The organism is Hyphomicrobium sp. 802 (assembly GCF_000526135.1).
In the GTDB taxonomy this organism is placed as follows: Bacteria; Pseudomonadota; Alphaproteobacteria; order Rhizobiales; family Hyphomicrobiaceae; genus Hyphomicrobium_B.
The window spans coordinates 3,600,928-3,613,474 of the sequence record NZ_JAFM01000001.1; the positions used below are offsets into that span (position 1 = coordinate 3,600,928).

12 protein-coding genes and 1 pseudogene are annotated in these 12,547 nt (G+C 56.3%); 2 read left to right on the plus strand and 11 right to left on the minus strand.

Annotated features, from left to right (window positions below):
- Positions 1-3: 3 nt before the first annotated feature.
- The 9 genes and pseudogenes from npdG to HYP802_RS23880 form a co-directional block, all read right to left on the minus strand.
- Complete coding sequence (gene npdG, locus HYP802_RS0118290; RefSeq protein WP_013949156.1) at positions 4-669, minus strand: NADPH-dependent F420 reductase; 666 nt, start codon at positions 667-669, stop codon at positions 4-6.
- A gap of 100 nt (positions 670-769) precedes the next feature.
- A complete protein-coding gene (locus HYP802_RS0118295) occupies positions 770-2,341 on the minus strand; it encodes a GMC family oxidoreductase N-terminal domain-containing protein (RefSeq protein WP_013949157.1) in 1,572 nt (523 codons plus the stop codon).
- On the minus strand, positions 2,338-3,138 hold the full coding sequence (locus tag HYP802_RS0118300) for an ABC transporter ATP-binding protein (protein WP_013949158.1): 801 nt from the start codon (positions 3,136-3,138) through the stop codon (positions 2,338-2,340). The genes HYP802_RS0118295 and HYP802_RS0118300 overlap by 4 nt, the downstream gene beginning before the upstream one ends.
- On the minus strand, positions 3,135-3,941 hold the full coding sequence (locus HYP802_RS0118305; protein WP_050976889.1) for an ABC transporter permease: 807 nt from the start codon (positions 3,939-3,941) through the stop codon (positions 3,135-3,137). The genes HYP802_RS0118300 and HYP802_RS0118305 overlap by 4 nt, the downstream gene beginning before the upstream one ends.
- Before the next feature lie 47 nt (positions 3,942-3,988).
- On the minus strand, positions 3,989-4,978 hold the full coding sequence (locus tag HYP802_RS0118310; protein WP_013949160.1) for an ABC transporter substrate-binding protein: 990 nt from the start codon (positions 4,976-4,978) through the stop codon (positions 3,989-3,991).
- 227 nt (positions 4,979-5,205) lie between these two features.
- Complete coding sequence (locus tag HYP802_RS0118315) at positions 5,206-6,699, minus strand: hypothetical protein (protein WP_013949161.1); 1,494 nt, start codon at positions 6,697-6,699, stop codon at positions 5,206-5,208.
- 1 nt (position 6,700) lies between these two features.
- Positions 6,701-7,108 carry a DUF5681 domain-containing protein gene (locus HYP802_RS0118320; RefSeq protein WP_013949162.1) on the minus strand — a complete coding sequence of 136 codons (408 nt, stop codon included), beginning with the start codon at positions 7,106-7,108 and terminating at the stop codon, positions 6,701-6,703.
- A gap of 176 nt (positions 7,109-7,284) precedes the next feature.
- Positions 7,285-8,010: pseudogene (locus HYP802_RS24040) on the minus strand (site-specific DNA-methyltransferase); the annotation flags it as partial.
- Positions 7,895-8,566 (minus strand): ParB N-terminal domain-containing protein, encoded by a 672-nt coding sequence (locus tag HYP802_RS23880; protein ID WP_013949164.1) that lies wholly within the window; start codon positions 8,564-8,566, stop codon positions 7,895-7,897. The pseudogene HYP802_RS24040 and the gene HYP802_RS23880, both read right to left, overlap by 116 nt.
- A gap of 696 nt (positions 8,567-9,262) precedes the next feature.
- Between HYP802_RS23880 and HYP802_RS0118330 the strand changes: the two genes are divergently transcribed.
- Positions 9,263-9,412, plus strand: coding sequence for a hypothetical protein (locus HYP802_RS0118330; RefSeq protein WP_155831271.1), 150 nt, complete (start codon positions 9,263-9,265; stop codon positions 9,410-9,412).
- Positions 9,413-9,463: 51 nt separating this feature from the next.
- Complete coding sequence (locus tag HYP802_RS0118335) at positions 9,464-9,856, plus strand: DUF1622 domain-containing protein (RefSeq protein WP_013949165.1); 393 nt, start codon at positions 9,464-9,466, stop codon at positions 9,854-9,856.
- A gap of 462 nt (positions 9,857-10,318) precedes the next feature.
- Here the strand turns inward: HYP802_RS0118335 and HYP802_RS0118340 are convergent, their stop codons facing one another.
- Positions 10,319-11,632, minus strand: coding sequence for a porin (locus tag HYP802_RS0118340; protein WP_013949167.1), 1,314 nt, complete (start codon positions 11,630-11,632; stop codon positions 10,319-10,321).
- A 225-nt stretch (positions 11,633-11,857) separates the two neighbouring features.
- Positions 11,858-12,532 carry a TetR/AcrR family transcriptional regulator gene (locus HYP802_RS0118345; protein ID WP_050976818.1) on the minus strand — a complete coding sequence of 225 codons (675 nt, stop codon included), beginning with the start codon at positions 12,530-12,532 and terminating at the stop codon, positions 11,858-11,860.
- Positions 12,533-12,547 lie beyond the last annotated feature (15 nt).

Genomic DNA, 12,547 nt, shown 5'->3' on the forward strand with positions numbered 1-12,547 from the left:
TGTCTATACCGCCTCGTTGGCTTCCAGCCCGGTAATACCAATGCCGGCGCTCGGAACCTTATATTGCCGGTTGATCCAGATAAGGACGGACGTCATTGCCTCAGCGGCGGCGGAATTCGCCAACGCGCCGCCGGCAACGCCACGACGCGCCACCACACCAGCCAGTTCAACGACCGTGCTGCGTGCGTTCTTATCATCGCTGAAGACAAGCACATCGCAATCAGCGCGACCGCCAGAGTGAAGCTTCTTGGCGCCCACATTATGAAATGCCGAAACGACCCTCACTCCGTCACCGAAAAGCCGTTGCGATATCTGCGCGGCCGAGCCGTCTACCGGGAGCTGTACGGTCGACACTTTTGGCGGCACGAGCGGCACAGTGGCATCAATGACGATCTTGCCCTGCGCCGCATCCTTGATCTCGGCAATAGTCGAAGCATGATTGCTGAACGGAATCGTTAGCACGATGATTGTCGCTGTGGCTGCGGCCTCTCCATTCGACAACCCAGTAACGCCATGACCAATCTCGGCAGCAGAGGCTTCTGCCTTGTCTTTTGAGCGCGAACCGACAATCACTTTGTAACCGGCGGCGGCCCAGACCTTAGCCAAGCCCGATCCCAGATCGCCTGTGCCCCCTATGATTCCTATGGTTGGCTTCATCGTATTTGCCATGCTCCCGGTTCTTAGTCTCGTGGGTGCCAAGGCCAGCGAGCGCCAGAAGCAAAACATACTATTTATAGAATAACAATATGTTTTACCGTAAACCAAGGTATTAGCCGCTCGAATGGCTAGCGAGAAGCAGGTCGGCAGCTCGATGACCGATCATCACGCAGGGCGCCATCGTGTTGCCTGTCGTGACCGCGGGCATGACAGAACCATCAGCCACGCGCAGACCATCGACACCATAAACCTGCAGCGCCCCGTTCACGACCGCCATCGGATCGCGTCCCATCTTTGCGGTGCACGTCTCATGAAAATACGTGCCGGCAGCGTTACGCAGGAAGTTCTCGAGCTGGGCGCCCTTGAGGGGGCCGGGCATGATCTCCCGCTCAGTGAACGCCTTAAGCTCCGCCGAATTGCCGATTTCGCGGCAGATCTCGACGGCGCGAACGAGGGCCTTCATATCTGCCGGATCGCTGAGCAGATTGGCATGGATGCGAAGTGGATCGGACGCACGCGGCCCTGTCAGCTCGATGTAGCCGCGGCTTTGTGGGCGCACGAGCCCTGGTGCCAGCGTAAACGCCTGCGAGGGATCGACCGGCACGTTGTATTGGTCGCGCGTGATTTCGGATCCGAAGCCGCACTCTTCGAGAATGGGCTGAAGGTCCGGCGTCTTGAGCGAGGGATCACTTTTGCAAAAAAATGTGAATTCTGCCGAGTTGTTGCGCGGTGGCTCAGGTTTTGAATACGCCCAAACACAGCCTGCAACGAGGATATGATCCTGCAGATTGCGGCCGACGCCCGGCAGATGCTGCTTCAACGGGATACCATGCCGCGCAAGCTCAGCCTCGTCGCCTATGCCTGAAAGCATCAGAACCTTCGGCGTGTTGATTGCTCCGAGCGACAAGATGATTTCGCACGTTGCGTGGGCGATCAGCTGCTTGCCATGACAGGTGAACGCAACGCCAGTCGCGCGCCGGCCGGTGAAAAGCACACGCTCGACTTCAGCGCCGAGAATGACAGTGAGGTTCGGCTGGTGCATACGGGGCCGGAGATAGGCGCTCGCCGTCGAGATTCGAATGCCGTCTTTCACCGTGATATTGGCGATACCGCAGCCGCCGTCGCTTTCCATCGTCTCCGCGTTGAGATCGTCGGTGCGCGGAATGCCTAAGGCGTGGGCAGCATCGACCAGCGCGGGCGCAACAGGAATCGGATCGTCAGGAAGCGTAATGTAAACTGGACCGCCCTTGCCGCGCATTCCCGAGCCGTTTGGGCCGTGCCAGTCCTCGATCTCTTTGTAAGCCTTGGTGACCGAATTATAGCTCCAGCCGTCGTCACCCGTTTCTTCCGCCCATTGATCGAAATCGTTCTTGTGGCCGCGCGCCCAGACCAATCCATTGATGCTCGATCCGCCGCCCAAAACTTTGCCCATCGGCAACGGTGCCCGTCTACCGTTGAGGCCAGGATGCGGTTCGGACTTAAAGCTCCAATCACGTTCGCCGCCGATGTTGCGCATCCAGATTTTAGCATCGTCGATTTCCGGAATGCGTTCGTCTCCACCCGCCTCCAACAGCAAAACGCGAATTTCTGGACGTTCTGCCAAACGCGCCGCAACGACCGCGCCGGATGCGCCACCGCCGCAGACGATGAAGTCATATTCGCCCGCGAGGATAGTTGAACTCATAGTGTAGTACTTTCCATATCTGCAATTTGGATCGACTCTTCGCGGATGCTCTGCAGCACCGTCCAATGAGCATGCCGAAATGCGTCGGTTGCCATCACTGCCGGTACACGCGGACGCGGCAAGTCTATCAGCACGGTAAGTTTGATCTTGCCGGGCTGATTGCTCATGACCAGAACGCGATCGGCGAGAAATACGGCTTCGTCTACGTCGTGCGTGACGAACAGAACCGTCAGCTTGTGCTTTTCCCAGATGCCGGTCAGCAATTCCTGCATGTGATGGCGCGTGAGCGCATCGAGTGCGCCAAAAGGCTCGTCCATCAAGAGGATCTTCGGCCGGTATGACAGCGCACGCGCGATCGCAACGCGCTGTTTCATGCCACCTGACAGTTGGTTCGGGTAACGGTCCTTGAATTTCTCTAGCCGCACGAGCTTAATGTGTTCGAGCGCGACATCTCTCGCGTCTTTCCGGTTCATGCCCGCGGCCTGCAGGGCGAACTCAACGTTCTGTTGAGCCGTCAACCAAGGCATGAGCGTATAGCCCTGAAAGACAACGCCGCGGTCACGGCCGGGCCCGTCGATCGGCACATTATCGACGAGAATGACACCCTCTTCGCAGGTCTGCAGGCCAGCGATGATAGACAGCAACGTGCTCTTGCCACATCCCGACGCTCCAACGAGAGCGACGAATTCGTTCTCGACGAGCGAAATCGTGACGTTGTCGACAGCTTTCGTACGCGCTGCACCAGTGCCGAAATACTTTGAGACGGCATCGACTTTCAATTTAGGATAGCGCGTCATCGGCCGGCCTCTAGATACTTGAACATGCGGCGTCCGATGAATTTCATCACTTGATCGGAAACTAAGCCAAGGACGCCGAGCACGACAACGTAGCCAATGATCGTGTCGGTCTGGAAATAGCGCTGCGCTACCGTAATGCGATAGCCCAGACCTGATGTTGCAGCGACGAGTTCCGCTAGGACGAGCCAGGACCAAGCCCAACCGAGACAGATACGCATCCCATCCCAAATACCGGGCGCGGCAGATGGCAACACAATCCTGAAGAGAATATTGCGCTCCGGCATTTGCAGCGTACGGCCGACATCGACGAAATCACGCGGCACACGTTTAACGCTGTCCTGCACCATCAAGATCTGTTGGAAGAACGTGCCGATCCAGATTATCAGCCACTTCTGAAATTCGCCCGTCCCGAACCATAAGATCGTCAAGGGCACGAATGCGACCACCGGCATGTAGCGTATGAAATCTATGACGGGTTCGAAGAAAGCGTCCAAAACGCGGTAGGAGCCGATCAGGATGCCACCTGGGATAGCCAGCGCACATGACAGCGCGAAGGCAATCGCTATTCTGGCGAGACTCGTCACAAGATCGTTCGCCAAGTCACCGCTTTGAGCCAGAGAGATGAGGCGATGGAGAACTTTTGGCGGGGACGGCAGAAACAGCGAGCGCACGAGGCCCGCTTCCGTTACGGCCCACCACACACCGAGAATGAGGAGAAATGCCAGGCAAGCTATCGCCACAAAGCGTTGCGGCTCTATTGTAGCGGTGAGATTGAGCAGCCGCCGAGACGGCCGTCGCTGCATCGGGAATGCAGCGACGGAATCTGTGGCGACACTTCGGTCGAGAGCGTTCATTTGCCTGCTGCTTCAACAAAGCTGCTGTCGATGAATCCGGCCGGAACGTCGTCCGACTGCAAGATCTTCGCGGCCTTGGCAGCCTTGGCGACATCCTTGATCGTCTTGCTCTCGAAATCCGTGCCAAGATGCTGGGCATTCTCCGCAACGGAATAGAACTGCACGCCGTCGAATGCGGTCGCGAGTTCTTCCGGTGTGCTGCCCACTGCCTTCGCGATGATGGCGCGGCCTTCTTTTTCATTTGCCCGGTAAAAGGCGAGCGCCTCGTCCCAAGATTTAATCAGCGCGAGAATTTGACCCGGCTTTTTCTTGATCATGTCCTCGTGAACCGTCAGCACATCGCTGATGAGGCCAGGGTCTTCGCCCGCGGAGTAGACGATTTTCGCGGCCTTGTCCTGACCGAGCGCGACCGTGAGATATGGTTCATACGTTACGGAGATCGGCACCTGGCCCGCAATCAGCGCTGATCCAGCCTGCGCCGCTGGCATCGGCACGCGCTGGATATCGTTGATCGACATGCCATTCTGCGCAAGGGCGTAGTTGATCAGGACATCGCTGGTGGAACCCTCTTCGAATGCCACCTGTTTGCCTTTGAAATCTTTGACGCTATCGACGCCCTTCGCCATGATCGCGTCGGCCTTGAGACTGAAGTCCAAGAGCAAGACGATCTTGAGAGGCGTGCCCGCCTGGGCAACAACAAGAGCACTGTGCGTCGGCACGCTCTCGACGTCGAGCTGACCACCCGCCATCGCGGCGTCGATATCTTTCTGCTCCGAGAAGTTCACGATCTGAACGTCGTCGAGGCCGTTCTTCTTGAAGATGCCCTTTGCAGCAGCGATGTGCCAAGGACCATAGCCAAGCCACGGCTGCACGCCGATTTTGACAGTGCCCGGCTCGGGCTTGATCGGAATCGTATCCGCTGCCTGTGCAGCACCAAAAGAGACGGTGAGCAAGCCCACTGCCAGAGAGACAACCCGTTGAAGCATTCCCACTCCTCTCGCTTTGCTAGCCTTAAATCGTGCTGATCATACTACAAATAGAACAATAGAATGATAGCAAGATATGTGCCAGCGCATGACGATGCGTTTTGGCTTGGTTTCTGGGAGTAACTAGATGAAGGAGATCGGTGCTACGCTTACTCAGTCGGCATTGTGCCCGAAATGTAACCCCTTCGGATGCTGTCTAGCCGAGAATTGCTGCATGGAGGTCACCATCACGTCAGACCATTCCGTAGAAGTCGCCGAGCTTCTCTGATTGCATTTTCAAAGTTTGCAACGACCTGAGTCATACTATCGACCTGGTCGTCATCGGAAATATTTGGAAACGCGCTCACCTCGTAGAGAAACTTTTCTAGAAATGATGCCGACATCGGTATCAGTACTTCGCCGGCATCAATTCTGAGGATCGCTCGTCCGAAACGTTCTATCTTGGTGTCGGATGGTCGACATTTTGGTGCTGCTCCCGGCATGATCGGGGAGGACGTTGCCGTGGACGACGATATGTTGCGATAGCCGGTCCGCCTCAGATGCTGCGCTACGCCTAGACCAACGCCCCGCTCGTCGACAACCACTAGAGCTGGCCGGTCCCGCTCGATCTCAGCCTTGATCGTTGCAAGTACCTCCGGCAGTTCAAGCTTCACCGAGATAACTTGTGTCAAATGAAGCGCGTCTCTGTTGTCTGTATTGGCGGCCAGCCCCCACTTCGTACAGACGCTCGCATTTCCGCTTACGGTCGCGCCGACATCCCAGGAATGAATGCTCAGTTCGAACTTCGGCGGCTTCGATAAATCGAACCGCTGGAAACGTTCGACCGAGAGCATGCCAGATCCGCCAACCGTCGGTCGCTGCTGATACTGACCGTCCCAGACGTGACGCGGAAGACTGGCTTTGAGCTTCGCCGCGTCCTCTGCTGTCATGCGCGCCGGATTGAGCACATCGTCGGGCCGGCGGTGCATCGTCAGCTTGCCGTGACACTCGTACTTCTCTTCTTTTTCAGCAATCATCGGCAGCTTCAGAACGAAATCGGCATTCGGTTCGAGCGTTGCCGAAAGGTCGTCCGGAGCCAGCCGGTGCATGACAAGAATAAGTGCACCCTTTGACTGATCGTTGAAACGCGTCGAAACCGAGTTCGACATCCAATCGCGAACGCGAGCTTTAACGTGCTCCGAACCGGCGTCATCGGCCTGTATCGGATCGTCGACGATGATGAGGTCGGCACCGAAGCCCGTGATGTCGCTTCCGACCGCTGTCGCATAGCGGCCACCTTTTTGGGTCGTACGAATGTGATCTTCGGATTTTTTGTCGAGAACCGTTTCAGGAAAAATCTGTCCGTAGATTGGCGACAGCATCAGTGTACGGGTCATCACCGAAAGATCGTGTGCAAGATCGTCGCCATACGAGATCGCGATGAACTTGGATGCCGGGTTGCGTCCTAGGCGCCACGCGACGTAGAAGACGGACACCATCATCGACTTCATGTGTCGTGGTGGTAGGTTGATGTTGACGCGTCGATACTTTCCCTCTTCCACCTGCATCAACAGATCGGCCAAGACTTGTAGATAGTCTGCATAGACAAGGTCGCTGCCCGGGTGCAGAACTCTGAACGTCAGCTCCACGAAACACATGAAGTCGGCGCGTGCCATTGCGATCAAAGCATCGAACGGCTCGATGTCGTCGCCTGTCTGCTTCGGAACAGCTAACGCGCTCATCTTATTTGCTTCCGCCTGTCGAATTCAGGTGATCAAACCGTTTCAGCATACGCTTGATGGTATCGTCGCTCGGCAACGCGAAGGGCTCTCCGGAACCTGCATTCGCCGCCGCCTCCGGTTCGGCAGCCAGCTGGAAAATCACGCGGGCCGCTGCAAGATCGCCCTCGAGTGCTTTGCTAAAGACACGTCGCGCAAGCGCCTCCAACTTAGAAACGGTGACGATGTTCTCACCTTGCTTTATCTTGATGTGCTTGGTGGCCTCTTTTGCCATGATCTCCTGGAGGGTCGGCGCGCCCTTCGGTCGACCCTTCGGGTTGCCTGATTGACCAGGCTTAAACTGATGCTGTTTCGGAGGACGACCGTAACCAACAGCATCCTTCGATGACACCTTGATTGGCTTCTCAGACATTGGTGCTCTCCCTCGTGCGGGGACGCTGTACTGCGCCGTCGCGCGGCCGCAGCATGCGTCTCGCCAGTTTCTTCAAGGATCGCCTCGTATCCCGTCATCTGCTGCCATCTGTGGATCGCGACATCACAGTACCGGCCGTCGATCTCGATTGCGCGGCAGATGCGACCGGTCGCCTCTGCCGCAAGCAGCATCGAGCCCGATCCGAGGAAGCAGTCGAGGACGACGTCGCCGCGGTCCGTGATATCGAGAAGGGCGTCCTCGAGCATCGCACGCGGCTTAACGGTCGGATGTACAGCCAGGCCTTCGCGCGCATCCGAGCCCACGCTGGATGCACCCGGATACGTCCAGACATTGCTGCGATAGCGTCCCCAGCGCCCGAGCTCGACGTTATTTTTGTGCGATGCGCTACCCTTCTTGAAGACCGGAAGCATCTCGTGCGCCGATCGCCAGAGGCTGCCTTGCCCGGCGTTAGATTTTGACCAGACGATGATGTTCAAGAGACCCAAATCGAGCTCGCGCCCGGCGGAGAGGATGAGTTCGACGCTGCGCCAATCGATGAACGTCGCGAGAAGGCCCCCGTCGACAAGGACCGATGATGCGAGTTGCATCCAATCCCTGTTGAAGACATCGAACTCTTCACGGCTCAGTTCACCGTGCGCGACCTGAAACTCTCGATGATGTGCCTGGCCCGTACAGTGGCCTTGGATCGGAACGTTGAACGGGACGTCGGTCAAGGCGAGCTGGGCACCCTCGTCAGCTCCTATGAGCCGCTGATAGGCTTCGCGGTCACGTGCGTCGCCTTGAATCAGTCGATGGTCTCCCAATACCCAGATATCTCCCGGTCGAGAAACGCTCGACTGGGGGAAGCGGCGGGAGGACCTCGTCTTCGGGACTGTCGCCATCCTTTTCGAGCAGAAGGGTATCAACCTCAGCAAGCTCGAAGCCGGTTGCGAGGATGTCTTCATCAAGTTCTATCAGCTCCTCGAACTCAACCTTGAGAGCCTCGATATCCCAGTCACCCGTTTCGGCAAGCCGATTGAGAGCGATCGAGAGCGCACGGCGCTCGCTGTCGTTAAGATGTTCAATCCGGATGACCGGTACGGTTTCGAGGTCGAGGCTGCGGGCTGCCTCCCAGACGACGTGCCCGTGCACGATGCGACCGTCACTATCGATCAAGATCGGAACACAGATCCCGAACCGCTTCAGGCTCAGTTGGACCTTGGCAGATTGTGGGGCAGCCGATCGGCGTACTCGTCGGTCCGCTGAGTGCAGGGCGCCGGTAGGTAAATATTCGACATCCAGGTTCGGTACGAGATCGTTGCGCTGACGAGCGGCCGAACCTTCGCAGGAGGCCAGTGTCTTTTGCGACTGCCGCCGGTTCCGCGACTTCTCCTGTAGAGCTGATTTGAGACCGGCCGCGGGCCGAACCGGGGTCTTGGTTGATCGAGCATTTGCCATCGACTTCGCACTCCAGGCTGTGAACAGATACGTTCACCACTAGAATGGAAGTCGCCAATCGAGGGCCCGACATCACGCAGCGCTCATCAGGTCCGAGCTTGGCTCGAGGACCTGGTTGAAGCGCAGCCGACGTACTGCCCATCCTTGGCTTGACTGGCTCGCTTGGACAACCGCCACCTCAAGGGTGAAGCGTCCAAGACGCAAAGTCGGGCAAGTGAAGTCGCCGTTCAAGAGCAAAAAATGGGGGTGGTTCGTTTGCGACCCACCCACTTTTTGAGGCACGTCGATCGATACAATCAAACATCCCGGTGCCTAAGAACTAGCTTCTCGGAGGCTATTGTCCGCCCGCTTCTCAAAATCCCTGAAATTCCCTGTTCGGTCGCTTAGGGATTTCGCTATTTGTGCAGCGGAAAAAGCGCGGGAAAACAAGCGAGCTGTGGGGACACGAGGCATCTACGCGGCGCAAATTTCGCGACTTCCCTGTTAAATTCACTGTTTGCAGGGATTTCCCTTCAGAGACTGGTTCGCGGCAGACTGCCAGCACAGCCAGCGACTAAGTCATTGAAATCGCTGTATATTTTATGATTTCCCTAGACGGGATTTCGTCGCAAAATCCGCGCATGTCGCAGCTTGTGGACGGCTTCGCCGGAGAAGCCAAAGTGTCTGGAAGCATGCAATGTGATTGAGGAGGAGCAAATGCACTTCTCGCCGGACGGACGATTTCTCTACATCAACGGTATAGCCTTTGCGCTTTCGCATCACCTCGTGCTGTCAGTGATATTTCGCGTAACTCGGGCTTACCGGAAACTTGCGGTTTGGGGCGGCAACATCGCCAAGCGGCACTAGCTTTGAGCAACGAGGAAGCATTTTCCTGCTCGCAAATACTAGGAGTGTGTCGTGGAGGCCTGGTTTATTGAAGCCGGAAAAACAGCGGTTCTGCTCATCGATGCGGTAGCGCTACTGATCATCGTCCTCGGAACGATTGAGGCGTTCGTGAACGGTAGTGTTGTGTTGTTGGGATCCCGGACGGGACACGAACGTCGCGATGTGTGGTTGCGCTATGCGCGATGGCTCGTTGCCGGACTCACGTTTCAGCTAGCCGCCGACATAATCGAAACATCCATCACAACGGATTGGCAAGCCGTGGCTCGTCTGGCCGCTGTTGCGCTCATTCGTACGATGTTGAACTTCTTTCTCGAACGAGATCTCGAAGAGGTGAGGGATCGCCAGCGAAGGGATACCGACACAAAAGAAAATGGAGAGAAGATGGTACGCACAAGGACATTTTAGTCCATGTCTGCTTATGGGACGGCAGCAGATGCTATTGCGACAGCATTTGCATTTAGCGGCCGTCGCGCACCATGTCTGCACGGCAGGCATCGCACTAGCGATAGGTTGGCTCAAACTCACCACTTATCGATCACCTCGAACTACTCCCCGCTCTCAGCCCGTACTGTGCTGGCATTAATCCGACATGCCGCTGGAACGCAGCTTCGGATTGGGCCTCCCTATCGTCCCCATCGCCGCGACCGAGTTGGACGTCGCGCGCGAGGCGTTCGCAGCCGGCGTCATGCGCACAATAAAGAGGGAAGCCGGTGCCGGAGGCAAAACGGCTTCCCTAAGAGGTCCCGCCAGACGAGATAAGCGGGACCATTCTGCTCTATTTGTCGGTCAAAGCGATCGCAGGGCTTACGCTCTAATTTTCTTCAAACGAAATAGAAGAATGTCGCGACGAGACGATCTCTCCGCCGCTCAGAAGTTTATCAGTGCGCCCATTCCGACATAATCGAAGTCATCGTAGGCAACGCCGACTTTGTTGTTATCGTCGTAGTTCAAGTGACGATACTTTACCCAAATTGACATTGCGGCCGCATCGATTTCCTGGACCGCGCCAAGGCCCCACAACTGAGTTGCGTCTTCGGTCGCATCAAAGCCGTTGCCAATCTGAGCTGATTGCGAGAACTCGTCGGTGCCGTGGGCGTGCAAATATTCGCCGTAAAGGACGGTGTGGCCAAGGGGAAGCCAGCGTTGACGGATACCGCCCTTCAAATAGTAGGTTTCTGACTGTCCCATGTTGTCGGCGTCGTAGCCGTCATGTCCATATGCGCCGTAAGCGAACAAACCCGTTGGAATATGTTCGACGTACGCGCCGGCCTGAAAATATTGCTGAGTTGCACTGACGCCGAGATTCAGATTTTCGTCGGTGCTCTCGAAATAGGCCGCGACCGCCGCCACCTTGAAGTCTTTCCATTGGCCGACATACCTAGTCGCTATTGACCAGATGTCATCCTCGCCCCACGCGGCAGAGACCGAAAACCCCCCGAAGTCCGGAGAATCATATCGGACAGTGTTTCGCGGAAATCCGTCGCAATCCCCCAAGGCACCGCCAGCACTTTGACAGTATCGGCCTCCCCAGACCAGGGCAGAGGACGATGCATCAGGCACAAAGCCACCAGAGCCGACAAACGAGCGATTTTTTGCGCGAATGCCGAAGCTGTTGAAATCAAATGCGATCCAGTTAGCCGGGACTAGCGAACCCGAGCCATCTACTAGAACCGCAGCGTGGTTGGCCGGATCCGATTGTTTGCCGACCGAAACCTTACCGAGCTGATCGCTTTTGACAAACCAAAACGATTGCAAGGTTGAAACGCCGTTGGCTGTGCCAGTTAAGGCGTTGGGACCATCGGCACGATCCTGGTTGGTCGTAAGGCTGTCGGAGCTGATTGCTTCGAGGTGAAGGACATAGCCCGCCGTCAAACCAGGAAGGATCGTTGCCTGGCCGCTAAACTTCACGTGACTGCCAATCGATGACCCAAGGTCGTGGACATAGACATTCGATTCGGCTCCGTCGTCCCACCACATGACCTGCTGCCCGACCCACCCAGACACCGTCAGCGATACTTTGCGATTTCCCTTTCGTGCGGTTGTTGCTTCCAACTCTGCAATGCGCTCCTCAAGGTCCGCACAGCAATTACCTCCGAGATCGGCCGCGTGAGCCGAACTGTCAAAAATCTGAAGTCCGGCGAAGCTCAGCACACAGCACGCCGCTATTTTCAGTCGATCCATTTCCGTTCTCCAACGAGTGCGATCGCGATGTGAAGAACGCCCCATGGAAACAGAACGTTCTGTACGCTACAGAACGGTATGTTTCTTCTTTTGGGAAATGATTCTCAACGGCAAAGCCCAATTTTGAGCGCGCCTTTAAGTGCGCGTATCTTCTGCGCGACACATTCCAATATTTGAATATTTTTTGGGCATGCCTGGAGGGCAATTAGGCGAGCAATACCATTGCTAGCTTCGCTCTCTCTGTTTGGCACTTTCGCGCCGTACAGGTGCCTTTGCCAAATCTCGGATTTCGGAAGATTTAAGAATAATCTCCAACGTTCGCTGAGCGACCTGCGCCGGCTGATCGTCACGAGCGATCAGGGCCATAGAGATTGCGCCGTCCATCAACAGCATCGTTTGACGGCTCAGCGACTCAGGTGCCGCGTAATCTGTTTGTCTGAAGAGATTACGCAGCCATGATTCAATTTTTGCTTTATGATGTTGTGCGAGCACACGCAGACGGCCGTCAAACTTATCGTTTTCGCCGACAGCATTGACGAACGGACAGCCGTAAAACTTTTCATCCGAAAACCAAATCGCCAGAGTCGGAAATATACGATCAACGCATTCTCTTGCCGTCCCTCCGCGACCTTCAACGCTATCAAAGAACCATTTGCGCCACCGCTCGCCGTCAATCTCAAGAACCGTCTCGACCAGTTTTTCTTTGGATCCGAACGCTTTATAGAGCGTCGTTTTGGCGGTTCCAGCCTTTTCTACAATTGCATCAACGCCAATAGCATTGATGCCATAACGCCCGAATAATTCGCTCGCGGCCGAGATCAACCGATCACGCGGCGTCATAGGGGCGTCGGCGCCTAACGTGGCGACCTTGCTATCCGGTAGTTGATCTTTGGGCTTCATGGCCGTGGACACTAC

Bases quoted from the DNA above. Each gene is read 5' to 3' on its own strand.
- npdG (WP_013949156.1), bottom strand. From the start codon at position 669: ATGGCAAATACGATGAAGCCAACCATAGGAATCATAGGGGGCACAGGC.
- HYP802_RS0118295 (WP_013949157.1), bottom strand. From the start codon at position 2,341: ATGAGTTCAACTATCCTCGCGGGCGAATATGACTTCATCGTCTGCGGC.
- HYP802_RS0118300 (WP_013949158.1), bottom strand. From the start codon at position 3,138: ATGACGCGCTATCCTAAATTGAAAGTCGATGCCGTCTCAAAGTATTTC.
- HYP802_RS0118305 (WP_050976889.1), bottom strand. From the start codon at position 3,941: ATGCAGCGACGGCCGTCTCGGCGGCTGCTCAATCTCACCGCTACAATA.
- HYP802_RS0118310 (WP_013949160.1), bottom strand. From the start codon at position 4,978: ATGCTTCAACGGGTTGTCTCTCTGGCAGTGGGCTTGCTCACCGTCTCT.
- HYP802_RS0118315 (WP_013949161.1), bottom strand. From the start codon at position 6,699: ATGAGCGCGTTAGCTGTTCCGAAGCAGACAGGCGACGACATCGAGCCG.
- HYP802_RS0118320 (WP_013949162.1), bottom strand. From the start codon at position 7,108: ATGTCTGAGAAGCCAATCAAGGTGTCATCGAAGGATGCTGTTGGTTAC.
- HYP802_RS23880 (WP_013949164.1), bottom strand. From the start codon at position 8,566: ATGGCAAATGCTCGATCAACCAAGACCCCGGTTCGGCCCGCGGCCGGT.
- HYP802_RS0118330 (WP_155831271.1), top strand. From the start codon at position 9,263: ATGCACTTCTCGCCGGACGGACGATTTCTCTACATCAACGGTATAGCC.
- HYP802_RS0118340 (WP_013949167.1), bottom strand. From the start codon at position 11,632: ATGGATCGACTGAAAATAGCGGCGTGCTGTGTGCTGAGCTTCGCCGGA.
- HYP802_RS0118345 (WP_050976818.1), bottom strand. From the start codon at position 12,532: ATGAAGCCCAAAGATCAACTACCGGATAGCAAGGTCGCCACGTTAGGC.